At 66.6% G+C, this 24326-nt stretch carries 21 protein-coding genes and 1 riboswitch; of the genes, 18 read left to right on the top strand and 3 right to left on the bottom strand.

The genetic code is table 11. From position 1 onward, the window contains the following. Positions 1-7: 7 nt before the first annotated feature. Positions 8-778: a YdiY family protein gene (locus GCN74_RS09460; RefSeq protein ID WP_152256439.1), complete on the bottom strand. Its 771-nt coding sequence runs from the start codon at positions 776-778 to the stop codon at positions 8-10. 266 nt (positions 779-1044) lie between these two features. Here GCN74_RS09460 and GCN74_RS09455 point away from each other — a divergent pair, with 266 nt between their 5' ends. The 12 genes from GCN74_RS09455 to hmgA all read left to right on the top strand — a co-directional run bounded on the left by GCN74_RS09455 (position 1045) and on the right by hmgA (position 13495). After that, positions 1045-1731, top strand: a complete 687-nt coding sequence (locus GCN74_RS09455) for a winged helix-turn-helix domain-containing protein (RefSeq protein ID WP_071077124.1) — start codon at positions 1045-1047, stop codon at positions 1729-1731. Further along, the gene (locus GCN74_RS09450; protein WP_152256438.1) at positions 1724-3076 is read left to right on the top strand and encodes a sensor histidine kinase; all 1353 of its coding nucleotides are present in this window, start codon (positions 1724-1726) and stop codon (positions 3074-3076) included. Before GCN74_RS09455 ends, GCN74_RS09450 begins: the two co-directional genes overlap by 8 nt. A gap of 192 nt (positions 3077-3268) precedes the next feature. Then, positions 3269-4171, top strand: coding sequence for a VirK/YbjX family protein (locus GCN74_RS09445; protein WP_152256437.1), 903 nt, complete (start codon positions 3269-3271; stop codon positions 4169-4171). 112 nt (positions 4172-4283) lie between these two features. Continuing rightward, on the top strand, positions 4284-5258 hold the full coding sequence (gene hemB, locus GCN74_RS09440; protein WP_152256436.1) for a porphobilinogen synthase: 975 nt from the start codon (positions 4284-4286) through the stop codon (positions 5256-5258). Positions 5259-5372: 114 nt separating this feature from the next. Next, on the top strand, positions 5373-6716 hold the full coding sequence (locus tag GCN74_RS09435; protein ID WP_152256435.1) for an MBL fold metallo-hydrolase: 1344 nt from the start codon (positions 5373-5375) through the stop codon (positions 6714-6716). Between the two features lie 61 nt (positions 6717-6777). Further along, positions 6778-7287 (top strand): peptide-methionine (S)-S-oxide reductase MsrA, encoded by a 510-nt coding sequence (msrA, locus tag GCN74_RS09430; RefSeq protein ID WP_152256434.1) that lies wholly within the window; start codon positions 6778-6780, stop codon positions 7285-7287. A 24-nt stretch (positions 7288-7311) separates the two neighbouring features. Beyond that, positions 7312-8130 (top strand): helix-turn-helix transcriptional regulator, encoded by an 819-nt coding sequence (locus tag GCN74_RS09425; protein ID WP_152256433.1) that lies wholly within the window; start codon positions 7312-7314, stop codon positions 8128-8130. Between the two features lie 216 nt (positions 8131-8346). Then, on the top strand, positions 8347-8745 hold the full coding sequence (locus GCN74_RS09420) for a DUF1842 domain-containing protein (RefSeq protein WP_152256432.1): 399 nt from the start codon (positions 8347-8349) through the stop codon (positions 8743-8745). 202 nt (positions 8746-8947) lie between these two features. Continuing rightward, positions 8948-10303 carry an MFS transporter gene (locus GCN74_RS09415; RefSeq protein ID WP_226938956.1) on the top strand — a complete coding sequence of 452 codons (1356 nt, stop codon included), beginning with the start codon at positions 8948-8950 and terminating at the stop codon, positions 10301-10303. A gap of 13 nt (positions 10304-10316) precedes the next feature. Then, positions 10317-11996 carry an FAD-dependent oxidoreductase gene (locus tag GCN74_RS09410; protein ID WP_152256431.1) on the top strand — a complete coding sequence of 560 codons (1680 nt, stop codon included), beginning with the start codon at positions 10317-10319 and terminating at the stop codon, positions 11994-11996. Between the two features lie 12 nt (positions 11997-12008). Continuing rightward, positions 12009-12194: a hypothetical protein gene (locus GCN74_RS09405; RefSeq protein WP_152256430.1), complete on the top strand. Its 186-nt coding sequence runs from the start codon at positions 12009-12011 to the stop codon at positions 12192-12194. Beyond that, positions 12191-13495, top strand: a complete 1305-nt coding sequence (gene hmgA, locus GCN74_RS09400; protein WP_152256429.1) for a homogentisate 1,2-dioxygenase — start codon at positions 12191-12193, stop codon at positions 13493-13495. Before GCN74_RS09405 ends, hmgA begins: the two co-directional genes overlap by 4 nt. A gap of 3 nt (positions 13496-13498) precedes the next feature. Here hmgA and GCN74_RS09395 read toward each other — a convergent pair whose 3' ends face one another. After that, entirely contained in the window at positions 13499-14836 is a 1338-nt protein-coding gene (locus GCN74_RS09395; protein ID WP_152256428.1) for an LLM class flavin-dependent oxidoreductase, read from the bottom strand. Between the two features lie 157 nt (positions 14837-14993). On the opposite strand from GCN74_RS09395, the gene GCN74_RS09390 reads away from it, so the two are divergent. The 5 genes from GCN74_RS09390 to GCN74_RS09370 all read left to right on the top strand — a co-directional run bounded on the left by GCN74_RS09390 (position 14994) and on the right by GCN74_RS09370 (position 22220). Continuing rightward, complete coding sequence (locus tag GCN74_RS09390) at positions 14994-16193, top strand: sigma-54 interaction domain-containing protein (protein WP_152256427.1); 1200 nt, start codon at positions 14994-14996, stop codon at positions 16191-16193. A gap of 234 nt (positions 16194-16427) precedes the next feature. Beyond that, entirely contained in the window at positions 16428-17510 is a 1083-nt protein-coding gene (locus GCN74_RS09385) for an LLM class flavin-dependent oxidoreductase (RefSeq protein ID WP_152256426.1), read from the top strand. A 27-nt stretch (positions 17511-17537) separates the two neighbouring features. Continuing rightward, on the top strand, positions 17538-18692 hold the full coding sequence (locus GCN74_RS09380) for an LLM class flavin-dependent oxidoreductase (RefSeq protein WP_152256425.1): 1155 nt from the start codon (positions 17538-17540) through the stop codon (positions 18690-18692). A 222-nt stretch (positions 18693-18914) separates the two neighbouring features. Continuing rightward, the gene (locus GCN74_RS09375) at positions 18915-21311 is read left to right on the top strand and encodes a TonB-dependent receptor (RefSeq protein ID WP_152256424.1); all 2397 of its coding nucleotides are present in this window, start codon (positions 18915-18917) and stop codon (positions 21309-21311) included. 74 nt (positions 21312-21385) lie between these two features. Next, a riboswitch (FMN riboswitch) is annotated at positions 21386-21547 on the top strand. A 172-nt stretch (positions 21548-21719) separates the two neighbouring features. Further along, positions 21720-22220: a 6,7-dimethyl-8-ribityllumazine synthase gene (locus GCN74_RS09370; protein WP_152256423.1), complete on the top strand. Its 501-nt coding sequence runs from the start codon at positions 21720-21722 to the stop codon at positions 22218-22220. Positions 22221-22285: 65 nt separating this feature from the next. Here GCN74_RS09370 and GCN74_RS09365 read toward each other — a convergent pair whose 3' ends face one another. After that, the gene (locus GCN74_RS09365) at positions 22286-23338 is read right to left on the bottom strand and encodes an ABC transporter substrate-binding protein (protein ID WP_152256422.1); all 1053 of its coding nucleotides are present in this window, start codon (positions 23336-23338) and stop codon (positions 22286-22288) included. Between the two features lie 225 nt (positions 23339-23563). On the opposite strand from GCN74_RS09365, the gene GCN74_RS09360 reads away from it, so the two are divergent. After that, positions 23564-24313, top strand: a complete 750-nt coding sequence (locus GCN74_RS09360; protein WP_152256421.1) for a class II aldolase/adducin family protein — start codon at positions 23564-23566, stop codon at positions 24311-24313. Positions 24314-24326: the final 13 nt, after the last annotated feature.

Here is a 24326-nt window from a genome sequence, read left to right as displayed (position 1 = left end):
GCGCGTCCTAGAATGAGTAGACCAGGGTCAGCGACGTTTGCGTATCCGTGTTCTTCTTGTCGTCCGGTACGCGCGTATCGTTGCGGGCGCTGAAGGCGGCCTTCATCTGCATGGTGCCGTTGATCTTGGTGCTGAGGGCCGTCTCGGCGATCGAGTGGGTGTTCGAGGTGCCCCGTTCCACGCTGACGGTCTGTGTGAACATCGCCGACTGGCTGATCTTCCACTTCATGGCGGCCGCGCCGCGCACCGTCAGGCCGTGTTCCGATTCGCCCGTGTCGTTGGTGCCGCTGAAATAGCCGGGACCGACTTCCACGTCGACGCTCTTGTCGCTCGACTGGTACCAGCGCGAACCATGACCGACGGCCAGGGTCGAGTACTTGGTGTAGGCGCCGAACTTGTCGTTCACGTGCGAGGCCAGCACGAACAGTTTTTCATGGTCGGCCATCAGCTTGTAGGCGGCCTTGGCGGAGGCGGAAAAGCGCTCGGCCGAGCGTTCGCGGATCTTCTGGCCGTCGTCGTTGGTCGTTTCGTCTTCCTTGAAGTAGCCGCTGAAGATGTACTGGTTGCTCCAGTCGTCGAGTTCCTGGCGCGCGTCGATCTTGCCCGTGACGGAAGTGCCCACCGTATTGCCCGAGGTGGTGATGGCGCCCAGTTCGGCGGACGTGCTCCAGCTGCCGATGGGGATTTCATCGAACAGCATGCTTTGTTTGGTGTCTGCGGCGGCGGCGCTGCCGCAGGCGATGGCCAGCGCCAGTGCGAGAGAGTGGGTCGATTTCATGGCTGTATTTGTCTGTGGCGCGCGCCAGGCGCGCCTGCTGTTCGTTAGTGGCAGTGGTAGGCTATGCAGGCTGCGGCAAGCGGGGCGGCGCCATATCATATGCGATATGCGCGCAAACATGCGCGCGCGGGCACGGCCAAACATTGTCGAGGCTGTATTGTACCCGACCCTGCCATCGTTTGCCGCACGCGACGGGACTGGCAAGTGGCGCGCGCCTGGCGTATGCTGCGCATATTTGCTGTCCCGATCTTTACAAGGAATTCCCCGTGCGCTGCCTGGTCATCGAAGACGAAGCCGAAACTTCCCGCTATATCTGTGCCGGCCTGCGCGAGGCGGGCCACGACGTGACCGCTTGCGACAATGGCATCGACGGCATGCGCCTGGCCTGCGGCGAAGACTGGGATGCGCTGGTGCTCGACCGCCTGCTGCCCGGCGAGATCGATGGCCTGGCCATCGTCGCGCGCCTGCGCGGCATGGGCCGCAACACGCCCGTGCTGGTGCTGTCGGCCCTGTCCAGCGTCGACGAGCGCGTGCGGGGCTTGCGCAGCGGCGGCGACGATTATCTGTCGAAACCGTTCGCCATCGCCGAACTGCTGGCCCGCATCGAGGCGCTGCTGCGGCGCGCCGCGCCCGTGCCCGAATCGACGCAGCTGCAGGTGGCCGACCTGGTGCTCGACATGCGCACCATGCGCGTGACGCGCGCCAACCGGCAAATCGCCCTGCAGCCGCGCGAATTCCGTTTGCTGGAATACCTGATGCGCCACCAGGGCCAGTCCGTCACGCGCGCCATGCTGCTCGAAGCCGTGTGGGACTACCATTTCGACCCGCAGACGAACGTCATCGACGTGCAGGTGAGCCGCTTGCGCACCAAGGTGGACAAGGAATTTTCGCCGCCGCTGATCCACACCGTGCGCGGCGTCGGCTACACCCTGGGCGTGCTCGACGGTGCGTAATTTGCACCGCTCGATCGCGGCCCGCCTGGCGCTCGGCTATGGCGTGCTGGTGGTCGTCTCGATCAGCATCGTGTGCGCCGTGTTCTATTTCGGCACCATCGGCGTGCTCGACCGCAGCGTGGACCGCAAGCTGGTCCTGCTGTCGGAACGCCTCGCCGCGCTGTACGAGCAGGGCGATGCCAGCCGCACGACGGCGGAAATTGCCCATTTGCTCACGGACCGCACCGACAGCGACACGGAAATCTTCCTGCTGGTGGACGCCGACGGCCGCCGCGTGGCCGGCAACCTGTCGTCGTGGCCCGATGCGGGCAGTCCCGTGGGCCGCCTGCTGCACCGCGACGTCACGCGCGAAGGGCGCAGGGTGCCCGCGCGCATGCTGATCCGCGACCTGGCGGGCGGCGCGCGCCTGTTCGTGGGGCGCGACATGGAAGAGGGCAAGTCGATCCGCACCCTGGTGCTGCGCTCGCTGGCCTATGGCGGCGGGGTGGCCATCCTGCTGGTGGTGGCGGGCGCCTGGCTGTTCCGCCGCCAGCTCGAGGCGCGCATCGGGCAGATCCGCCGCACGGCGGGGGAAATCGAGGCGGGCGACCTGAGCCGGCGCATTCCCGTCTCCAGCGAGGATGAATTCGGCTTGCTGAGCCGCGATATCAACCGCATGCTCGACCGCATCGAGCACCTGATGGAAGGCGTGCGCCACGTGTCGAACGCCATTGCGCACGACTTGCGCACGCCGCTGGCGCGCATCCGCAACAAGCTCGACGGCGCCTTGCGCCAGCAGCAGAGCGTGGCGGGCTTTGAGGCCGCGTCGCAGGCGGCCATCGACGACATCGACGACCTGACGCGCGTGTTCGACAAGCTGCTGCAGATCGCGGCGGCCGAATCGGGCATGCGTCCCGAGAATTTCAATGACATCGACCTGCACCAGATCGGCGCCGACATCGTGGAAATGTACGAAGCCACGGCCGACGAGCAGGGCGTGCTGCTGGTGCAGATGTATGGCGAGGGCGTGCCGGCGCGCGGCGACCGCAATCTGCTGGGCAGCGCGCTGGCCAGCCTGGTCGACAACGCCATCAAGTATGCGGGCCCAGGCGCCACAGTGGAAGTGTCGGCCGGCAGCGACGCGCAGGGCAGCTGGCTGGCCGTGCGCGACAACGGCCCCGGCGTGCCGGCGGAAGAACTGCCGAAGCTGACGCAGCGCTTCTACCGGCTCGACAAGAGCCGCCATTTGCCCGGCAATGGCCTGGGCCTGTCCATCGTGGCGGCCATCGCCGCCCTGCACGGGGGCAGCCTGGAGATCGAGGATGCGGCGCCGGGTTTGCGCCTGCGCCTGCGCCTGCTGCGCTAGACCGCCGGAGCCGGCAGCTGGCCGGCGTGGCATATCGGCACATTACCAACTTGTAACCCCCTTCGTTTTCACCTCCCCCTATCATTCCCTCTACCCGGCGCAAAGCGGCTGCCAGCGTACAGCCGCCGGCCCCGGGCTGCCAGCGGCCGTCGCCGCGTGCCGTTCATCCAGACCCGTCGTAGAGCTGTTCGCATGCATACTTTTACCGCCATCGGCGACAACGCCGCGCCGCAGCCGGCGCCACCGCGCCAGCATGGCCACCGCATCAAGGCTGCGCTGGGCGCGCTCGTCTTTCCCGTGCAGCGCGCGCGCTGGCAAGCCTTCATCGCCGGCACGCCGGGCCTGGCGGCGCTGGCGCAAGCCCATCCCAGCCTGCTGTACAAGATCTACCGTCCCTACGCCAGCCGCCGCTACGGCTGTGCCGCGCGCGTGGACCTGCTGTGCGGGCATTACCGCTTCCTGTGGCAGGCAGGTGCCCATGCGCTGGTGGACCAGGTGGCGCGGCGTGCGCTGGTGCTGGCCGCCATCGAGGGCAAGGACGGCGCCACCTACCGCTTGCAGCTGACCGCCATCCACGACAGCCACCGCGAAGGGGAGCTGTGCCTGCGCCTGACGCGCGACGGCGTCTCGCTGTACCTGGCCAGCTTCCTGTTCCGGCCTCAGCCCGGCGGCAACGCCATCCAGCTGGGCGCCTTGCAGGGCTTGCGCTCGCAGGCGGGCGCGCAGGCCGTGAAAGAGGCCACGCGGGCGCTGCACGGCTGCCGGCCGAAAAACCTGATGGTGGCCGCCTTGCGCGACCTCGGCGATTTTTTCGGCTGCAGCCACCTGGACCTGGTCAGCAACGCCAACCGCATCGCGCTGAACTGGCGCCGGCGCCGCCACATCTCCTGCGATTACGACCTGGCGTGGCGGGAACTGCATGCGCTGCCCACCAGCGACGGCAATTACCGCCTGCCATGCGGCCCATGCCGGATGCCGGACCTGGAGCAGGTGCCGTCGAAAAAACGCGCGGACGCGCGCCGCCGGGGCGCCATGCTGGTGCAGCTGGCGGCGGACATGCGCTGGCAAGTGGCGGCCCTGCTGCACGCGCAGTGAAGCCGCCAGGCGGCATTTTTTGACCTGCGCGGCTTTTTTGCCGGGCAGCCCGGCGCAATCGGCGCGATCGGCGTATACTTGCGGGCGTTCTCAACCTGAAGCCAGTCATACCATGCCAGCACAATTTCCCACTTCGCGCATGCGCCGCCTGCGCGCGACACCGCAACTGCGCGAGCTGTTCCGCGAAACCGAGATCAATCCGCGCGACCTGGTCCTGCCGATCTTCGTCGACGAAGGCAGCAGCGATTTCATCGACATCAAGTCCATGCCCGGCGTGCGCCGCATTCCCGAAGCGAAGCTGGCGCAGGAAGTCGAGCGCTATGCGCGCGCCGGCCTGCGTTCCGTCATGACCTTCGGTATTTCGCACCACAAGGACAGCCACGGCACGGACACCCTGAACCCGGACGGCCTGGTGGCCCGCATGTCGCGCATCATCAAGGACGCCGTGCCGGAAATGGTGGTCATGTCCGACACCTGCTTCTGCGAATACACGGACCACGGCCATTGCGGCATCCTGCATGGCGACACGGTCGACAATGACAGCACGGTGCTGAACCTGGGCAAGCAGGCCGTCATCGCGGCCCAGGCGGGCGCCGACATCATCGCCCCGTCGGCCGCCATGGATGGCCAGGTGGCGGCCATCCGCAGCGCGCTGGACGCGGCCGGCTTCCACGACACGCCCGTGATGGCGTATTCCACCAAGTTCGCTTCCGGCCTGTACGGCCCGTTCCGCGACGCGGCCGGCAGCACCCTGAAGGGCGACCGCAAAACCTACCAGATGGACCCGATGAACCGCCGCGAAGCGGTGCGCGAGTCCCTGATCGACGAAGCGGAAGGCGCCGACGCGCTGATGGTGAAACCGGCCGGCGCCTACCTGGACATCATCCGCGACCTGCGCGAAGCGACGCGCCTGCCGATCGGCGCCTACCAGGTCAGCGGCGAGTACGCGATGATCAAGTTCGCCGCGCAGGCGGGCGCCATCGACGAGCGTCGCGTGGTGCAGGAAACCCTGGGCGCCATCAAGCGTGCGGGCGCGGACATGATTTTTACTTACTTCGCGATGGATGTGCTGAACAATCCATACTGAGGCAAGTTGGCGGCGTACCGCTAGCAATCCTTCTTCAACCCAAAAGCAAAGTCAGGGGTCGGACCCTCAGGGTCCGACCCCGGTACCCGCTGTTGGGTCTACTCCGATTTCCCCATGCCCCTGAAAATCTCCCGCATCCTGCACGCCGGCTATGTCTTCGAATGCGAAGGCACGGCCATCGCCTTCGATCCCATCGTCGAAAACCCGTTCAGCCGCAACTGCCACGCGTTTCCGCCCGTGCGCTTCGACCTGGACGCCGTGCGCCGGCTGCGCTGGGATGCCGTCTTCATCTCGCACTTCCACGACGACCACTGCTCGCTCGACAGCCTCGATACGCTCGACCGCGCCACGCCCATCTACCTGTACTGCGTCTTCGACGAACTGTTCGGCATGCTGCGCGCGCTCGGTTTTACGCAGGTGGAGAAGCTGCACGTGGACGTGCCCGTGCGGGTGGGAGCCATCGAGGTGATTCCGCGCCGCGCGCTGGACGACGATGTCGATTCGCTGTTCCAGGTGCGCGCCGCCGGCTTGAATGTGTTGAATGTCGTCGATTCCTGGATGGGCCCCGGGACGCTCGAACAGCTGGCCGCGTTTGCGCCCTGGGACATGGTGCTGTGGCCGTTCCAGACCATGCGCGAGCTCGCCGTCATCGCGCCGTCGCAGGCGGCGCAGGGCCACGTCGAGTTCCCGGACGACTGGGTGCCGCAGCTGCGCGCGCTCGCTCCCCGCTACCTCGTGCCCAGCTCCTGCCAGTTCGTGCAGGAAGACTGGTCCTGGTACAACCATGCGATGTTTCCCATCACCTACCGCCGCTTTGCCGAGGAAATGGGCGCCGCGCTGCCGGACGCGCATATCTTCCGGCTCGACCCGTCCACGTCCGTGCTGCTCGATGCGCAGGGCCTGGCGCCGGCCGCGCCGCTGCCCTGGGTCGTGCCCGTGGGCCCGCAGGACGTGGATTTCGATTACCGGCCAGAGGCGCCGCCGCCCGCCACGGCGGACATCGCCCGGCGTTTCCCGCCCTTGAATGCTGCCGATGCAGCGCTGGTGCTCGATTTCTGCCGCAACGGCTTGCTTGAACGCTACCGCGACATGGAGCTGTCCGACGACAGCTATTTCCAGGCGCCGCGGCTGTGGCGCCTGTCGCTGTACGGCCATGACGGCGCGGCCACCGTCCTGCATTACCGCACGCATGGCGACTTGATCGACCTCGTCCCGGCCACGGGCGAGGCGCCGGGCTGGACGACGGAAGTGCCGCTGGTGAAATGCCATGCGGCGCTGGTGCTGGGCGAATCGCTGACGTCGATGTACATGCGCATCAACGATGGCGATGTCGACGGGGCCACGCAGGCTGCATTAAGCGAGGCCGACATCGTCGACGACCCCTTGATCCGCTGCCTGTTCAACGACGCCATCGGCGCCTACCAGGCGGCTCAGCTCAAGCGTTTGCTGGCCCGCTGAAGAAAATCGCGCGACAGGGTAAGATGAACAACTCAGTATCTCAGATCAAGGAATGATCAACATGACACAAGACAAGGAAACGGCAATCCTGGCCGGCGGCTGCTTCTGGGGCGTGCAGGACTTGCTGCGCCGCTATCCGGGCGTGAGCGCCACGCGCGTGGGCTACAGCGGCGGCGACGTGGCCAACGCCACCTACCGCAACCATGGCACGCACGCGGAAGCGATCGAAGTCATTTTCGACCCGAACACCATCAGCTACCGCAAGATCCTGGAGTTTTTCTTCCAGATCCACGACCCCAGCACGGAAAACCGCCAGGGCAACGACCGCGGCACCAGCTACCGCTCGGCCATCTACTACACGAGCGAAGCGCAACGGCTGGTGGCCGAGGACACCATCCGCGACGTCGACGCCTCCGGCCTGTGGCCAGGCAAGGTGGTGACGGAAGTGGCGCCCGCCGGCCCGTTCTGGGAAGCGGAACCGGAGCACCAGGATTATCTGCAGCGCTTGCCGCACGGCTATACCTGCCACTACATCCGGCCGGACTGGGTCTTGCCGCAGCGGCAGCAATAAGACCTGGCAGGCAGGGGAGGCGGCATGCGCTATTGGCAGGTGGACCGGCGGCAGGCGGAGGGACAGCTGGAGCTGGGGCGCGCCCTCGATCTGGTGGCCGCCATCGGCCATGCGGACGTCAATGCCATGGCGGGCGCCATCCTGAAAACGGCCAGCACGGCCGCGCCCATCGCCCAGTGCACGATCTTTGCCTATGAATTCGGCAACCGGCCCCGCACGGTGGCCGTGGCCGACCGGCGCGGCGGGCGGTTTTTGCAGGATATCGCCGACAGCTACGCGCGCCATTACTATGCACTCGACGGCAACCAGAGCGTCATCGCGCCCGCTGCGCGGCCCAGGCGCGAGCCCGCCATCGTGCTGCACCAGCAAGCCAGCGACGAAATCCGCCACCCCGGCTACCGCGCCGCGTGCTACCAGAGGCCGAATGTGTCGGACCGGCTGGCCCTGCTGGTGCAGCCGGCCAGCGATATCTGGCTGTCCGTCAATTTTTACCGCGACAGCAGCCAGGGCCAGTTCCAGCCCGGCGAGATCGCCGCCATCGAAACCCTGTCGCCGCTGCTCGCGTATGCGGCCAGACACCATTACAGCCTGAACGGCCAGCCCCCGCAAGGCGTCTCGCCCATGATGCTGGCCCGGCTGCGCCAGCACGGTCCGCAACTGAGCAAGCGCGAACTCGACGTGCTGCGCGGCGTGCTCGAAGGCTTGACGGCCGTGGAGATTGCCGACACCATGGGCATCCAGTCATCGAGCGTCACCACGTATCAGAAGCGCGCCTATAAACGCCTGGGCATTTCCAGCCAGCGACAATTGTTTGCGCTATGTCTAGGGCCGCAGGCAATATAAATGCCGGCCAACCCCGCATGGCGGGCACAGCATAAAATTGCTGAAATTCAAGGCAATAATGTGAGCATATTGACACGAAAATAAGGGCTATGCTATCTGCAGAGTGTTGATGCGCCTCTGCATGGCGGCCATCGGCAAGGCTGATAGCCAATGCCTGTCGCGTCCCGCGATCTCCGTTGTCCATTGCTCATAAATCATTCCCGGAAGGAGTAGATTGTGTCCACATCTGAATTGAATGCGGTAGAACACGTGTATCTGACGGCCGGCAATCTCGGCCTGCCTGGCGCACCCATCCTGAATCTGGCCCTGTTTTACAATCCCGACGACGGCACCGTCAGCGGCGAAGCGCTGATCACGCAATCGATCACGCCACCGCACGGCCGCGTGGTGATCCGTCCCGTCAGCGGCCCCGTGCATGGCCTGGGCCTGGGCAAGGCCACGCGCGTATTCAGCCTGAGCGGCGAATATGTCGTGTCCGCGACGCCACCAGCCATTGGCAGCTACCTGGCCAAATTTGAAGCCACCTTTGTCACCGACAACAACTGGAGCGGCCACGGCTCCTTCAGCTACGACCAGCAGAAGGTCGATAACGTGCCGATCAAGAAACGCGGCTAGGCCCGCCCGCTGACGGCGGCGCTCTTTCCGGGAGCGCCGCCGTTTTTGCGTCTGCTTTCTAGTTCTTCCGGCCGGCGTTTGTCCCCAAAATGGGGACAGCCGTCGGCGTAGTCGTCTGCATACTGTGTCACAGGCCGGAGCATCCGGCCACTCTTACCCAATAAAATCAACAAGGGGAGAGCGACACCTTATGGAGACCAGCATGACCATTGCCCAAGCGGCCAGCCCCGCCACGTCCGCCACCACTGCGCCCGCTCCCGACGCTGCCACCTTGCAACTGGAACAGCAGGTGATGCGCAAGGTTTCGCGCCATCTGCTGGGATTCCTGTTCCTGCTGTTCGTGTTTTCCTTTCTGGACCGCATCAATATCGGCTTTGCCGGCCTGACCATGATGCAAGACCTGGGCCTGTCCGGCACCCAGTTCGGTTTTGCCACCACCCTGTTCTACATCGCCTACATCGCTTGCAGCATTCCCAGCAACATCGTGCTGGCCCGCATCGGCGCGCGCAAGTGGATAGCTTCCATGATGATCGCCTGGGGCCTGGCCTCGACGGCGACCCTGTTTGCCAGCGGCCCGGCCAGCCTGTATGCGCTGCGCTTCCTGGTGGGCGTGACGGAGGCGGGCTTCCTGCCCGGAATGCTGCTGTACCTGACGTACTGGTTTCCCAGCGCCTACCGGGCGCGGGCCAACGCCCTGTTCATGATCGCCATGCCGGTGACGGCCGCCATCGGCTCGGCCCTGTCGGGCCTGATCCTGGGCCTGGACGGCCATTGGGGCTTGAAGGGCTGGCAATGGCTGTTCTTGCTCGAAGGCATGCCTTCCGTGCTGCTGGGCCTGGCCGTGTACGGTTATCTGGACGACTCGCCTGCCAAGGCCAGCTGGCTGGGCAAGCTGGAACGGCAAGTGCTGGCGCGCATGCTGGCGGCCGAGCAAAAAACCGCGGCGCCCCGGCAAAACACCTCGGTGCTGGCGGAAATGTGCTCGCCCACCGTATTGAAATTCGGCATCGCCTACTTTTGCCTGGTGAACACTTTGGCGATGGTGGCCGTGTGGACGCCATTGATCGTCAAGAGTTTCAGCGGCGACGCCAGCAATACGAGAATCGGCTTATTGGCCGCCATCCCCCAAGTGTGCACCGTCATCGGCATGATCGCCTGGGGCCGCCGCTCGGACCGCTTGCAGGAACGCCGCTGGCACATCGTCTGGCCCATGCTGCTGTCGGCCGCCGGCTGGCTGCTGACCGCGTATGCGGGCAATCCCGTCGTGCAGCTGCTGGGCGTGTGCATGGCCTCGACGGGCGCCTACACGGCCATGTCCGTCTTCTGGACGACGCCGGACCGGGCCCTGAGCCTGGGCGCGCGCGCCATCGGCATCGCCGTCATCAATGCCACGGGCAATATCGGCTCGGCCCTGAATCCCGTCGTCGTGGGCTGGCTGAAGGATTTCACGCACAGCTTTGCCACGGGCTTGCTGTACGCCAGCGTGCTGCTGGTGGCCGGTGCGGCCATCGTGCTGACCCTGCCCATCGCGCGCAGTGTCGGCAAAGAACAATCTTGAAGAGGACACCATCATGAGCGACACGTTTCACCCTTATCCCCATGTGCCGAAGGTGTATCCGCCCGGCAAACCGGCCGGCGCCGGCACGCAGCACGTGCCCGTCCTGATCGTGGGCGGCGGCCCCGTGGGGCTGGCCACGGCCCTGGGCCTGGCGCGCCACGGCGTGCGCTCCGTGCTGATCGAAGCGGACGACGGCGTGTGCACGGGCAGCCGCGCCATCTGCATCTCGCGGCGCAGCCTGGAAATCATCGAACGCCTGGGCGCGCTCGACGGTTTTCTCGCCAAGGGCTTGCCGTGGGCGGGCGGACGCAGCTTTTACCGCGAGGAAGAGGTGCTGCACTTCACGATGCCGCAAGACGCCAACCAGAAGCTGCCGCCCATGGTCAACCTGGCGCAATACCATATCGAGCAATTCCTGCTCGATGCGGCCGAACGCCAGCCGGAATGGATCGATATCCGCTGGCAGACGCGGGTCACCGGCGTGCAGCAGCGCGCCGACGGCGCCACCGTCACCGTGGCGACGCCGCACGAGACCTACAAAATCGACACGGACTGGCTGGTGGCGGCCGATGGGGGACGCAGCGTGGTGCGCGAGGCGCTGGGACTGAAACTGCAGGGCACCAGTTATGAAGGGCGCTATGTGATCGTCGACATCCACCTGAAAAGCAGCCGCCCCACGGAGCGCCTCGCGTATTTCGATCCGCCCTCGAATCCCGGCTCGACCGTGCTGGTGCACAAGCAGCCCGACGATATCTGGCGCATCGATTACCAGTTGCGCGACGACGAGGATGCGCAGGCGGCCGTGCTGCTGGAAAACGTGGCGCCCCGGGTGGACAGCCTGCTGGCCATGATGGGGGAAACGGCGCCGTGGCATCCCGTGTGGATCACCATCTATAAAGCCAACGCCCTGACCCTGGACAGATACCGGCACGCTCGCGTGCTGTTCGCGGGCGATGCGGCCCACCTGGTGCCTATCTTCGGCGTGCGCGGGGCCAATTCCGGCATCGACGATGCGGACAACCTGGCCTGGAAACTCGCCTACGTGGTCAAGGGCCAGGCGCCCCATGCCTTGCTGGACAGTTATTCGGACGAGCGCGTGTACGCGGCCCATGAAAACCTGCGCCACGGCACGAAAAGCACGGAATTCATGGCGCCGCCCACGTTCGCCTTCGATCTCATGCGCACGGCCGTGCTGGGCCTGGCAAGCAGGCATGCGCACGTGCGCTCGCTGATCAACCCGCGCCAGACGAGCGCCATCGCGTATGCGCAGTCGCCGCTGAATGCACGCGAGGTCGATGGCTTCGCTGCCGGTCCCCCGCCGGGCACCGTCTTGCCCGAATGTCCGCTGGCGCTGCTGCACGACGGCGCGCAAAAAGCGGGGTATATTACCGGTCTGGTGACGCGCGCGGATGGCCGTTTCACGGGCCTGTACTTCAGCGACGATGGCGCCGTGCCTGCGGAACTGCTGGCGCTGGGCGACACCTTGCCGCTGGCGACCGTGGCGATTTCCCGCAGCGGGGCGCAAGAGTGCGCCTGGGACCACACGGCGCAGGTATTCTCGCTGTTTGACGCGCAGCCCGGCACGTTTTACCTCGTGCGTCCTGACGGCCACGTGCTGGGACGCTGGCGGCAAGCGCGGGCGGGGCAGGTGGCGGCGGCACTGGCGGCGGCCGGCATCGACGAATACAAGTAACAAGGAGATCATATGACCGACATCGAACTGGATAATCTGTACACGGAGCTGTGCCACACCATGGGCGGCCTGGGCGAGCAGCGCTCGCCCTTGTTCCTGGCCCGTTTCGCCTTGCTGGCCATGGGGGCCATCGGCAAGGCCGAGGTGGTGCAGGGTTTGCTGCGCGACGCGGCCGACGGCCTGGCGGAGCCGGCATGATAGGCGCCGGCTACCAAAGCGGCTTCGGCAACGAATTTGCCACGGAAGCCGTGCCCGGCGCCTTGCCGCACGGACAGAATTCGCCGCAGCGGGCGCCCCTGGGGCTGTACGCGGAACAATTGTCGGGCACGGCCTTTACGGCGCCGCGCGCGCAGAACCGGCGCTCGTGGCTGTACCGCATCCGTCCCGCCAGCCAGCATCCGCCGTTTACCCTGCTGCACGATACGCGCATCGTCAGCGATTTCCACGCCATGCCGCCTACGCCGCCGAACCAGCTGCGCTGGGACCCGCTGCCGCTGCCCGACGGCACCACGCCGGTGGACTTCATCGACGGCTGGCAGACGATGGCCGGCAACGGCAGTGCCGAAGCGATGAGCGGCTGCGCCATCCACGTGTATGCGGCCAACCGCTCCATGCAGCGCTTCTTTTACTCGGCCGATGGCGAATTGCTGGTCGTGCCGCAGGAAGGCCGGCTGGCGATCGCCACGGAGTTGGGACTGATCGAGCTGGAACCGCAGGAAATCGCCGTGATTCCCCGCGGCGTGCGCTTCCGCGTGACCCTGCCGGACGGCCAGGCGCGCGGCTATGTGTGCGAAAACTTCGGCACGGCCTTCCGCCTGCCCGACATGGGGCCCATCGGCTCGAACGGCCTGGCGAACGCCCGCGATTTCCTCACGCCGCACGCGGCCTACGAAGACATCGATGGCGAGTGCGAACTGGTGGCCAAGTTCGGCGGCCATCTGTGGCGCACGACCCTGGACCATTCGCCGCTGGACGTGGTGGCCTGGCACGGCAATTACGCGCCATATAAATACGATCTGCGCCGTTTCAACACCATCGGCTCGATCAGCTACGACCACCCGGACCCGTCGATCTTCCTCGTGCTGCAGGCGCCCAGTGAAAACCCGCTGCTGGGCGCCATCGACTTCGCCATCTTCCCGCCCCGCTGGCTGGCCGCCGAGCACACGTTCCGCCCGCCCTGGTTCCACCGCAACGTGGCCAGCGAATTCATGGGACTGATCCACGGCGTGTACGACGCCAAGGCGGCCGGCTTCGTGCCGGGCGGCGCCAGCCTGCACAACTGCATGTCCGGCCACGGCCCCGACGCGCAGACGTTCGAAAAAGCCTCGCACAGCGACACGTCCGCGCCCGTGAAAGTGGGCGACACCATGGCCTTCATGTTCGAGACGCGCACCATCCTCAAGCCCACGCCATTCGCCTTGAACAGCGAACTGTTGCAACAGGACTACTACACGTGCTGGCAGGGCTTGCGCAAGCATTTCGACCCGGACCAGGGATGATCGTCAGGCGGCTCGCGCCCGCGCCGCCGTGTGCGGGTTGGCGGGCCGCGCCAGGCCCAGGTGGCCGCGCAGGGTGCTGGTCGCGTATTCCGTGCGGAACAGGCCGCGCCGCTGCAGTTCCGGCACTACCAGCCGGGTGAAATCCTCGAAGCCTTGCGGCAGCAGGGGCGGCACGACATTGAAGCCATCCGCGCCCCGTTCCACGAACCATTGCTCCATCAGGTCGGCCACCGTCCTGACGGAGCCGATGGCCTGCAGGTGGCCGCGCGCGACCTTGAAGCGCAGCACCAGCTGGCGCAAGCTCAGGTTGTCGCGGCGCGCCAGCTCCAGCTGCTGCTGGAAGCGCCCCTTGCCGTTGTCGCCCGCCTGGTAGGGCAGGTCGGGCAGGGGACCGTCGAGCGGATAGCCGGACAGATCGAAACCGCCGAATTCCAGGTTGCCGAAGTCGACCAGCGCCTGCAGTTCGCCGAACCGGTCCTGCGCCTGCTGGTCGCTTTCCGCCACCACCACGGACAGCCCCGGCGTGACCTTCAACTGGTCTTGCGCGCGGCCGTATTTCGCCATGCGGCCTTTCACGTCCCCGTAATACGCCTGCGCGACGGGCAGCGAGGTGGCCGAGCAGTACGCCATCTCGGCCTGGCGCGCGGCAAATTCGCGGCCCGTCTCGGAATTGCCCGCCTGGACCAGCACGGGGTGGCCCTGCACGGGACGGGGCAAGTCCAGCAAGCCTTGCGAGGCAAAGTACTGGCCCCGGAAGTCCAGCGGGTGGCCAGCTTCGGGCCGGTAGAATTGGCCGGCGGCGCGGTCGGGCCGGTCGAACGCATCGTCATCCCAGCTATCCCACAGCAGTTTGGACAAGGCGACGAATTCATCGGCGCGCGCATAGCGCTCGGCGTGGCTGCGCGGCGCATCGATGCCGAAATTGCGCGCCGTGTGCTCGCCGAACGAGGAGACGACGTTCCAGCCCGCGCGCCCGCCGCTCAGGTGGTCGAGCGAACTGAATTTGCGCGCCACGTGATACGGGTGTTCGTAATTGGTGTTGACGGTGGCGATCAGGCCGATATGGCTGGTGACGGCGGCAATCGCCGACAGCAAGGTGTAGGGTTCGAAGGGCAGGCCGATGGCGGCGCGGCCCGTGTCGGGCGTGACGTCGCCGGAGCGGCCGATGAAGTCGGCGATGAAAAAGCTGTCGAACTTGGCCGCCTCGGCCAGCCTGGCGGCGTGCAGCCACCAGGCCAGGTCGGGCCGCCCGCTGGCGCTGGCGGACGGATGGCGCCAGGCGGCCGGATGGTGGCCGTGGCGTTGCAGGAAAACGTTCAGGACGAGCTGGCGTGCTGGCATGGGAGGAACTCCGTGGTGGATTGGCGACATGGCGCGTCTCGATAACTATGCAAGGTTCGGGCCAGCACTGGACAAGTGTCCGCATATGCAAATTCCGGATAAGCTAGCGCGGCACCATTCGTTCACGCCTGAAGATGGCGCGCGGTATAGTCGGCCCATGGAACTCTTAGCCCACAACTTCAGCAGCGATTTCGCGCGCAGCGCCCACCTGGCCCGCGGCGCGGGCGATGACGGCGATAGCGAGGCGCTGGTCGCCTTCCGCGACCCGCAGCAAATGAGCTTGCTGGTGCGCGCCACGGCCTTTGTCTTTGCCGATCCCCGTTCGCGCCAGCTGCACGAACTGATCGAGCGCATCGCTCCCAGCGAGGCGACGGTGCTGATCACGGGCGAAACGGGGACGGGAAAGGAACTGATCGCGCGCCACGTGCACGGCTTGAGCGGGCGCGCCGAGCAGACCTTCGTGGCGATCAACTGCGGCGCGTTTTCCGAAACCCTGGTCGAGAGCGAACTGTTTGGCTATGAAAAGGGTGCGTTTACGGGCGCGCAGCAGGGCAAGCCCGGTTGGTTCGAGACGGCCAGCGGCGGCACCCTGTTCCTCGATGAAATCGGCGACCTGCCGCTGGCGATGCAGGTCAAGCTGCTGCGCGTGCTGCAGGAGCGCGAAGTGGTGCGCCTGGGCGCGCGGCGCGCCATCCCCATCGACGTGCGCCTGATCGCGGCCACCAACGTGGACCTGGCCGAAGCCGTGCGGGCCGGGCGCTTCCGCGAAGACCTGTATTACCGCCTGCAGGTGATCGGCCTGCCGCTGCGCCCCCTGCGCGAGCGTCCGGGCGACATCATGCCGCTGACGCGCCACTTCATGGCCATCTATGCGCAGCGCCTGCACCTGGGCGAAGTGGAGCTGGACCAGGATGCGCAGCAAGCCTTGCTCGCCTACCCGTGGCCGGGCAATATCCGCGAACTGGAAAACGTCATCCACCGCGCGCTGCTCGTGTGCCGCAGCGGCGCGGTGCGCGCCGAGGACTTGAGCCTGTCGGGCTGGCACAGGCCGATGGCTGCCGTCCCCGCGGCGGCCCCCGTGCCCGCGCCCGACGCGTGGGCGGGCGGCGCCGACATCGCCTACGCGGCCCACGGCGCAGGGGGCCAGGACGACTTGCTGGCGGCCGAACGCTTCGCCCGCGCCTGGCAAGCCTTGCTCGACTCGGGCGAGGCCGTGGCATTCGAGGCCATGCAGCAGGAACTGGTGCGCGCCGCGTGGGAGCGCAATGAGCGCAACCAGGTGCGCACGGCCAAACACCTGAACCTGAGCCGCAACATCCTGCGCACCTTCCTGAAAAAGGCGGGCGCCATCGACTAGGCGCGTGAGCACTTCCCGGAGCCGGACCCGCAGCGATGCGGCTCCGGTTTTTTTTTCATGGCTGCTGCGCGCGCAGCACATTGCTGCCATGGGGGCAGGGGATTGCTGCCAAATCAACAGCGGCGGGCCGCGGCGGGCATCCTGGACATGGCATGTTTTCTGCGAGGAGGGTGGGACAGGCCGCTGCGCGCTGCGCGTACGGCTTTTTCTTCGACCCACGACAGGAGTCCATGCATGACCATTGAATTCATCTGGCAATTGCCCACCGGCGGCGATGGCCGCCATGCGGCGCCCGGCATCACGCGCCGAGGCGAACGGGCCGCCGGCGCGCCCAGTCCCCTGCAGGCGGGCGTGAGCGACCCGCGGGGTGCGCGTCCGCCATTCAACTATTTCGATTACCTGCAGCAGATCGCCCGCGCGGCGGACCTGTCCGGCTTCGACGGCATCCAGATACGCCACGATGCGCAGGGCGATGAAAGCTGGATCGTCGCCGGCTACCTGGCCCGCGGCACGCGCCATCTGAAACTGATCGCCGAATTCGACGCGGCCTGGGGTTCGGCCGTGTATGCGGCAAAGAACGCCGTCAGCTTCCAGCGCTTCACGGGCGGACGCTTCGCCTGGCAGATCGGCCACGGCGGCGATGCGGCAGAGCGCCGGCGCCAGGGCGATGCGGCGCCGGACGCCGACATCCTGCCGCGCATCGATGAATTCATCACGGTGGCGCGCGGCGTGCAGAGCACCTCGCCGTTCAGCTTCAAGGGCAAGTTCTTCGAAGTGCAGGACGGCGGCTTCAGGGGGCCGCTGGCAAACCATCCGCTCAACGGCATCTACCTGACGGGCGGGTCGCCCGAGGCGCTGGCCCTGTCGGCGCGCCAGGCCGACGTGCACGTGTTCGACGCCGCGCCCGTGGCTGGCCTGCAGCCTGCCATCGACAGTCTGCAGACGCAGGCGCGCCAGCTGGGCCGCGCCGTGGCGGCGGGCTTGCGCATCGACGTGCTGGCCCGGGAAACGTTCGACGAAGCCTTGCGCGATGCGCGCCGCTACCGCAGCGGTGCGGGGCTGCCCGACGATGCGGCGTTCGATGGCAGTGCCGCCGCCTTCTGGCCCGGCTTCGCGCAGGCGCAAACGGGCGCCCGCGGCGCCCTGGTCGGCAGCTATGCGCAAGTGGCCGCGGCGCTGCAGGCGTATGCGCAGGCGGGCGTAGCCAGCTTCGTGCTGGCGGCCATTCCCCATTTCGAGGAAGCCTACCGCATCGGCGAACACGTGCTGCCGGCCGTGCGCGCCGCGTTGAATGCCCCGGCCCTGCAAGCGGCCTGAATCCCCCTATTTTGAAGGAGTACCCTGATGGCTATCGACTTTTTCTGGCGCATCCCCACGCATGGCGAACCGAGTTCGCACCGCGCCCGCGCGCCGTTTCGCGGCGACTGGTTTCCCGGCAATGACAACCTGCGCCAGGCCGGCCTCGGTGGCGGCGGCGCCGACGGCTTTGCTTATATCGACTACCTGGCGGAAATCGCCCGCGCGGCTGAAATATCGGGCTTCCAGGGCGGCCTGATTCCCTCGTTTCCCATGACGGACGAGCCATGGGCCATTTCCGCGCTGCTGGCGCGCGAAACGCGCACCTTCCGCTTCATGATCCCGTTCCAGCCCGGCTTTTTGAATCCCGTGGTGGCCGCGCGCATGACGGCCAGCCTGCAGCGGGCCACGGGCGGGCGGGCCCTGTACAACGTGATCACGGGCGGCGGCGGTCCGGCGCAGCTGTGGTGGGGCGATTCGGCCGGCCACGACGACCGCTACACGCGCACGACGGAGTTCCTCGACGTGGTGCGCGGCGTGTGGCGCGGCGGACCGTTTTCCTACCAGGGCAAGTTCTACCAGGTGGAAGATGCGGGCCTGGCCACGCCCCTGTCGGAGCAGGACTTCCCCGAGATCTATTTCTCCGGCTCGTCCGATGCGGCCCTCGGTTCCGCCTCGAAGCATGCCGATTACTACCTGACGTGGCTGGAGCCGTTCGAGCAGCTGCGCGAGAAATTCGCCCGCGTGCATGAAAAGACGGCGCTGCTGGGGCGCAAGATCAAGTGCGCCGTGCGCGTCGACATCGTCGCCCGCGCCACGGAAGAAGAGGCGTGGGACGAGGTGCGCAAGGGCTTCGAGGCCGTCGATGCGGCCACCCTGCGCCAGTTCCTGGGCGCTGACGGCGGCGATTCCGTGGGCGCGGCGCGCCAGCGGGGCAACCGCCCGGCCACCCTGAACAGCTACAAGGACTTGATCACGGCGCCGAACATCTGGTCCGGCTTCAACCTGCTGCGGGGCGGGCAGACGCAGGGCATCGTGGGCAGTTACCAGCAGGTGGCCGAACGCCTCGACGAGCTGGTGCAGCTGGGCGCCGACGCCTTCATCCTGGCCAGCACGCCGCACCTGGAAGAGGCGTACCGGGTGGGCGAGGAAGTGCTGCCCCTCGTGCGCGGACAGACGGCGGCGCTGTTGCGCGCCGCCTGACCCCCGCGCCTGTTGCCGCGACAGCAGCGCCACCGCCTGCTGTCGCGCAGGCAGCACGCGGCGGCGCCGCTGCTGCCAAATCAACAGCGCTATCATGATGATAGTCTTCCTTTGAAATCAAGCACTTGAGTCGTATTTTGCTGCGCTGCGGCAGCGGGCATGCGCCTTGCAATGACAGTCATCACCATCTCGCGTTTTGACTTTCATCAAGGATAATCACCCATGCGCCGTTCGACTGCCCCCGCCGCCGTTGCCGTACTCTCTTCCCCATTCCCGTTTCACTTGACGCCGCTGCGCCGCGCGCTGCGCTCGGCCTTTGCCATCGGCGGCCTGTGCCTGGCGCCCGGCATGGCGTGGGCCGATGCGCCGGCTGACACGGCGCCCGCCGATGTCGTGGCAATTGCCGACGCCAACGGCGCCGGCGAAGGCGCCTCGCTGCAATCGGTGACGGTGACGGCGCAAAAGCGCGAGGAATCGGCGCAAAAAGTGCCGAGCGCGATCACCGTCCTGGGCGGCAAGGAGCTGCTCGACACGGGCATCGGCCGCTCGGCCAGCGAAATCCTCAACTATGTGCCCAATGCGTCGGCCGGCACGCAGCAGCATGGCCGCCCGCGCTGGTGGATACGGGGCGTGGGCGCGGGCCAGCAGCAGATCGATTTTCCCAATCCCGTGGGCTTTTACCTCGACGACGTCTACATCAGCAATTCCAGCGCCACGGGCTTTCCCCTGTTCGACCTGGACCGGGTGGAAGTGCTGCGTGGGCCGCAGGGCACCTTGTGGGGCAAGAACACGACGGGCGGCGCCATCAACGTGATTTCGCGCAAGCCGTCGTTCAAGTCCAGCGGCTACGCCAAGTTTGACTACAGCAGCTACGACACCAAGCTGGCCGAAGGGGCCATCGGCGGCGCGCTGGTCGACGAAGTGCTGGCGGGGCGCCTGTCCTTCCACACGGAACAGCAAGGCGAGGGCCGCTTCCACAACCAGTTTACGGGCGAGCGCGATGGAAAACTCAAGGACAGCGCCATCCGCGGCCAGCTCAAGGCCCTGATCGGCCGCGACCTGACGGCCAATCTGAACCTGCATTACCGCGACTACACGACCAAGGGCGCGACCACCACCGTGGCCAGCTACGGCGCCAACGGCGTGTACCGCAACGGCTACGTCCCCAGCACCAATCCCGACGACGTGAGCACGAATGCGCCGGCCGACAGCGACGTGAAACAGGGCGGCGCCCAGTTGAACCTCGACTATGCGCTGGGCGAGCTGACCCTGACCTCGATCACGGGCTATGAAAACTTCCGCAACGAGGCCACGGGCGACAGCGACAACACGCCGCTGGAAGTGGGCCGCAGCCGTTCGAAGGCGAGCAGCCGGCAGGTGTCGCAGGAGCTGCGTTTGACGTCGCCGCAAAACGGCACGCTGAGCTGGGTGGCGGGCCTGTTCTACTTCAATGAAAAGATCGATTCCGATTCGGCCGGCGCGCGCCTGCCCAACGGCACGGTGCCGGCGCTGGCGGGCAGCACGCAGCCCGTCGGCTACAACCGCACCGTCTACCAGCACAAGGCGCGCAGCGCGGCCATCTTCGGCAGCACGACCGTCAACTTCAGCGAGCAGCTGCTGTCCACGTTTGGCTTGCGCTGGACCACGGAAACCAAGGACCTCGATCTGCAGCGCGTGCAGGCGGCATCGAACACGGTGACGTTCGGCGATGCGTCGAACTGGTGGAACACGGTCAAGGGAGGCAACTACACGGCCGCCGCGGTCGCCAACAACAATTTCACGTCGAATCCGTCCACCACGTGGAATGCGCTCACGTATGACGTGACGCCCGAATACCGCTTCAGCCGCACCCTGCGCGGCTATCTGAAGTACGCGCACGGCATCAAGTCGGGCGGCTACAACACCAGCGCCACGGACGTGCGGGCCCTGAACACGGTGAAGCCGGAAACCCTGAACTCGTTCGAAGCGGGCATCAAGTCCGAATGGCTGGACGGGCGCCTCAATTTCAACGCCAACGTCTTCCATTACGACTACAAGAACGTGCAGGTGAATATCACGGGCGTGTACAACGGCGACCCCACGCAAAGCGTGAACTACCTGCAGAATGTGCGCAAGGCCCACGTGAATGGCGCGGAATTCGAGATCGAGGCGCAGCCGACGGACAACCTGCACGTCAACGCCAACCTGGGCCTGCTGCGCACGGAATTCGACGACTTCGCCATCCAGAACAATGGCGGCGACCGCTCCGGCAATGAATTCGTGCGCTCGCCCCACGTGACGGCCCTGCTGGCGGCCGACTACCGTTACCCGCTGGGCAATGGCGCGCAGCTGGTCTTCAGCGGCGATGTGCGCTACACGTCGAAGCAGTACTACTATGTGGACCCGCAAAGCGACGCGCGCGGCTTGCTGAACCAGGGCGGCTTTGCGCTGGCCAATGCGCGCCTGTCGTATGTGCTCCCGGGCGGCAAGCAGCGCATCACGGCGTATGCCAACAACCTGGCCGACAAGGTCTACCGCAACCACACGCTTACCAGTTTCGTGCCGGGCGCCGTCAACGGCGACACGGTGATCATCGGCCAGGGCCGCACGGTGGGCGCCTCGTACACGCTGCAGTTCTGATCGCGCGGGGCAGGGACAGGGGCGATATGCTATAGTCGCCGGGCATGGCTGCCGCACCCGGTGCGGCGGCCACGCAACGTTCTCAGGGCGGGGTGCGATTCCCCACCGGCGGTAATGGCATGCGTGCCTAGCCCGCGAGCGCTTGCCGGCGCGGTCTTCGGACCTGGCCGGCAAGGTCAGCAGACCTGGTGTGATTCCGGGGCCGACGGTATAGTCCGGATAAAGAGAGAGCGGGATGCATCATTGTGTTGGTGCCGGCATACGCCCGGCGCATGGGCGGCCTTGCCGTCGGTGCGCGGGCGCGCGTGCCTGCATGCGCAGTTGGGCGCGGCTTTCACGCGCCTGCGATATCCCCTTCGATCCCATGCCCTGTTTTTTTTGTCATTTTTAAAAACAGGAGTCTTTTGTATGTCACGAGCACACGCAGCACCAGGCAAGCGCATCGCCTTCATCCAGGCGGGCTGGCACCGCGACATCGTCGCGCAATGCCGCTTGTCCTTCATCGCCGACATGGCGGCCCTGGGCTATGCCGAGAGCGACATCGATATCGTCGATGTCGCCGGCGCCTTTGAAATTCCCCTGCACGCGCAAGTGCTGGCCAGGAGCGGCCAGTACGCGGCGATTGCCGCCTCGGCGCTGGTGGTCGACGGCGGCATCTACCGCCATGACTTCGTGGCCGATGCCGTCATCTCCGGCATGATGCAGGTGCAGCTGGCGACGGGCGTGCCCGTGCTGTCGGCCGTGCTGACCCCGCACCACTTCCACGCGGGCCACGAGCACCAGGAATTCTACTTCCAGCATTTCAAGGTCAAGGGCGCGGAACTGGCCGCCGCTTGTGCGGCCACCATCCGCTCGCTGCAGCGGCTGGCACAACCGGCCGCCGCACCGCACGCGGCCCTGGCTGCCTAGGGCGCGTTTGCCCTGATGCCGTAGTTCCCGGGGCCAGCGCCTGTTCGTGCGCTGGCTCCGTTTCTTTATGCGGCCTGCCGCAGCAGCGCGTCCAGCCGCCGCTGCGCTTCTTCCAGGGGGCGGCGGTCTGTCCAGCCATCGATATCGACGTCGCGGTCCAGGAAACCGTGCTGCAGCTGGAAATCCTTCTGCTGGCGGAACAGCGCCACTTTTTCTTCCGACAGGTCGGGCGCCAGGGTCAGGTGAAAACCGTCGCGGTAGGCTTCGGCCACGGCGTCGGCGCCGGCCCGCGTTTCGCCCTGCAGGATGGCCTGCACCTTTTCCTTGTGGCTGCGCGCCCAGTGCGCGGCGCGCAGGGTCTGCGTCAAAAAGCGCACGACCAGCTCGAAATGCTGCTCCAGCATCGTTGCATGCACGGTGATCGGCCGCGGCGTGCCGTTGTTCACGCGGAAGCGCCGGTCGGGCAGGGCGTCGATGTCGATGCCCACGGCCAGTCCCGCCGCGCGGGCCGCTTCGGCCGCCGCCGCGCCTTTCACGTAGACGGCATCGACTTCGCCGCGCAGCAGCGGCGCGATGCCCTGCCACAGGCCCGCGCCCAGATCGGCTTGCGCCGGCGCGTCGGCCCCCACTTCCACCAGTTGCACGTCGTCCAGCGTCAAGCCGGCGGACGCCAGCACGCCCTTGTAGCCGGCCAGGCTCATGCCGCGCGCGATGCTGCGTCCGCGCCGGTTCTCGCGCAAGTCTTCGGCGCGGAATACGGGCAGCGCCAAACGCTTGCCCTGCAGTTGCGCGGGCGTGGCGATGCCGGAAGCGGGGCGCACGAGGATGGCTTGCCACTCGTCGATCCAGGTCAGGCCGATCAGGCGCGTGGGCGCCCCTTGCGCGTGGGCGGGCAGGGCCAGCAGGTTGCCCCCTTCGCGCACGAGCGTGGACAGGCCATGCTCGTAATGGTGGCGCGCCAGTTCGCCGCCCACTTCCTGCAGGGTCTTTAACGCGATGCCGTCGCGGGCGAATTCCTCGTCCAGCCAGCCCAGTTTGTAGGCCAGGCCCGTGGCCGTGGGCACGGGGCAGCGGGTGAACCAGACGGTATCGACGGCGGGGGCGGTTGCGGTAGTCATGGGATGCTTTCGTGGTGGGTGGAGCCTTGAACCCTGCAGGAAACGTGCCCGCGCCGCTTGCTGGCTGGCCGACAGCACGTGCCGGCAACGCTGCTGCCGCGCCAGCAGCCGCTGTTGCGCAGGCAGCAGCGCGCCGCCACCTCCCCGGCCCCGGCGCTGGCACGCGTCTTGCGAACGTAGAGGCAGGACTGACCCGTATCCCAACCCCACAGAATGGAGCATGACATGACGGACGTGGCACAAGCAGAAGCACAACAAGTACAGGTGCAGGAGTTGACGGCGGCCGAACTGGCCTTCGTGGAACAGGTGCGCAGCGATGCGCAGATCGCCTTCGACGGCTTGCGCGAGACGGGCAGCCTGACGGCCAACGGCACGGTGGGCTTTGTCGAGCGCACGCCGGCCGGCGACAAGGTCGTGGTGGTCAACGATCCCGGCCCGTTCCGCCGCGGCCAGCCCCTGAAGGCAGCCGTGCTGGCGTTGGACGGCACGGTGCTCGCGGGCAATGCGAACAACGGCGGCGCGCGCTACCTGAAGCTGTTCCGCGAACGGCCCGAGGTCACGTCGATTTCGCACGTGCATTCGCCGTCGCTGGGCGCGTGGGCGCAGACGCACCGCACCCTGCCGATCCGCTACGTGCCCGTGCAGCGCTACCAGCTGGTGCGCGAAATTCCCATCTATATCGACCGCCGCCAGCCGGAAGTCGATTTCATCCTCGGCGAAATCGCCCGCAACACGCATGCCACGGCCATCCTGGAAGCGAATGGCGGCGCCACCGTGTGGGGCAAGCAGGGCTTGCTGAAGCTGGCCGAATTCATCCTGCTGCTGGAAGAGGGCGCGAAGATCCAGATCGCGGCCGAAGCCATCGGCGGTTCGCGCGATTTCGGCCCCGGCGTGCTGCTGCAGCAATGGAAGATGAGCAAGTTGATCGATACGGCGCGCGCCTTGTCGCTGCTGCCTGCCACCGACCTGGTATAACTTTCAAGAACAG

Source organism: Janthinobacterium sp. FT14W (genome assembly GCF_009208755.1).
GTDB classification, from domain to species: domain Bacteria; phylum Pseudomonadota; class Gammaproteobacteria; order Burkholderiales; family Burkholderiaceae_D; genus Janthinobacterium; species Janthinobacterium violaceinigrum.
This window is presented reverse-complemented; position numbering and strand designations above follow the sequence as displayed.

Bases quoted from the DNA above. Each gene is read 5' to 3' on its own strand.
- GCN74_RS09390 (WP_152256427.1), top strand. From the start codon at position 14,994: ATGGAACTCTTAGCCCACAACTTCAGCAGCGATTTCGCGCGCAGCGCC.
- GCN74_RS09375 (WP_152256424.1), top strand. From the start codon at position 18,915: ATGCGCCGTTCGACTGCCCCCGCCGCCGTTGCCGTACTCTCTTCCCCA.
- GCN74_RS09410 (WP_152256431.1), top strand. From the start codon at position 10,317: ATGAGCGACACGTTTCACCCTTATCCCCATGTGCCGAAGGTGTATCCG.
- GCN74_RS09360 (WP_152256421.1), top strand. From the start codon at position 23,564: ATGACGGACGTGGCACAAGCAGAAGCACAACAAGTACAGGTGCAGGAG.
- GCN74_RS09460 (WP_152256439.1), bottom strand. From the start codon at position 778: ATGAAATCGACCCACTCTCTCGCACTGGCGCTGGCCATCGCCTGCGGC.
- GCN74_RS09435 (WP_152256435.1), top strand. From the start codon at position 5,373: ATGCCCCTGAAAATCTCCCGCATCCTGCACGCCGGCTATGTCTTCGAA.
- GCN74_RS09380 (WP_152256425.1), top strand. From the start codon at position 17,538: ATGGCTATCGACTTTTTCTGGCGCATCCCCACGCATGGCGAACCGAGT.
- GCN74_RS09385 (WP_152256426.1), top strand. From the start codon at position 16,428: ATGACCATTGAATTCATCTGGCAATTGCCCACCGGCGGCGATGGCCGC.
- GCN74_RS09415 (WP_226938956.1), top strand. From the start codon at position 8,948: ATGACCATTGCCCAAGCGGCCAGCCCCGCCACGTCCGCCACCACTGCG.
- GCN74_RS09395 (WP_152256428.1), bottom strand. From the start codon at position 14,836: ATGCCAGCACGCCAGCTCGTCCTGAACGTTTTCCTGCAACGCCACGGC.
- hemB (WP_152256436.1), top strand. From the start codon at position 4,284: ATGCCAGCACAATTTCCCACTTCGCGCATGCGCCGCCTGCGCGCGACA.
- GCN74_RS09370 (WP_152256423.1), top strand. From the start codon at position 21,720: ATGTCACGAGCACACGCAGCACCAGGCAAGCGCATCGCCTTCATCCAG.
- GCN74_RS09425 (WP_152256433.1), top strand. From the start codon at position 7,312: ATGCGCTATTGGCAGGTGGACCGGCGGCAGGCGGAGGGACAGCTGGAG.
- hmgA (WP_152256429.1), top strand. From the start codon at position 12,191: ATGATAGGCGCCGGCTACCAAAGCGGCTTCGGCAACGAATTTGCCACG.
- msrA (WP_152256434.1), top strand. From the start codon at position 6,778: ATGACACAAGACAAGGAAACGGCAATCCTGGCCGGCGGCTGCTTCTGG.
- GCN74_RS09405 (WP_152256430.1), top strand. From the start codon at position 12,009: ATGACCGACATCGAACTGGATAATCTGTACACGGAGCTGTGCCACACC.
- GCN74_RS09445 (WP_152256437.1), top strand. From the start codon at position 3,269: ATGCATACTTTTACCGCCATCGGCGACAACGCCGCGCCGCAGCCGGCG.
- GCN74_RS09365 (WP_152256422.1), bottom strand. From the start codon at position 23,338: ATGACTACCGCAACCGCCCCCGCCGTCGATACCGTCTGGTTCACCCGC.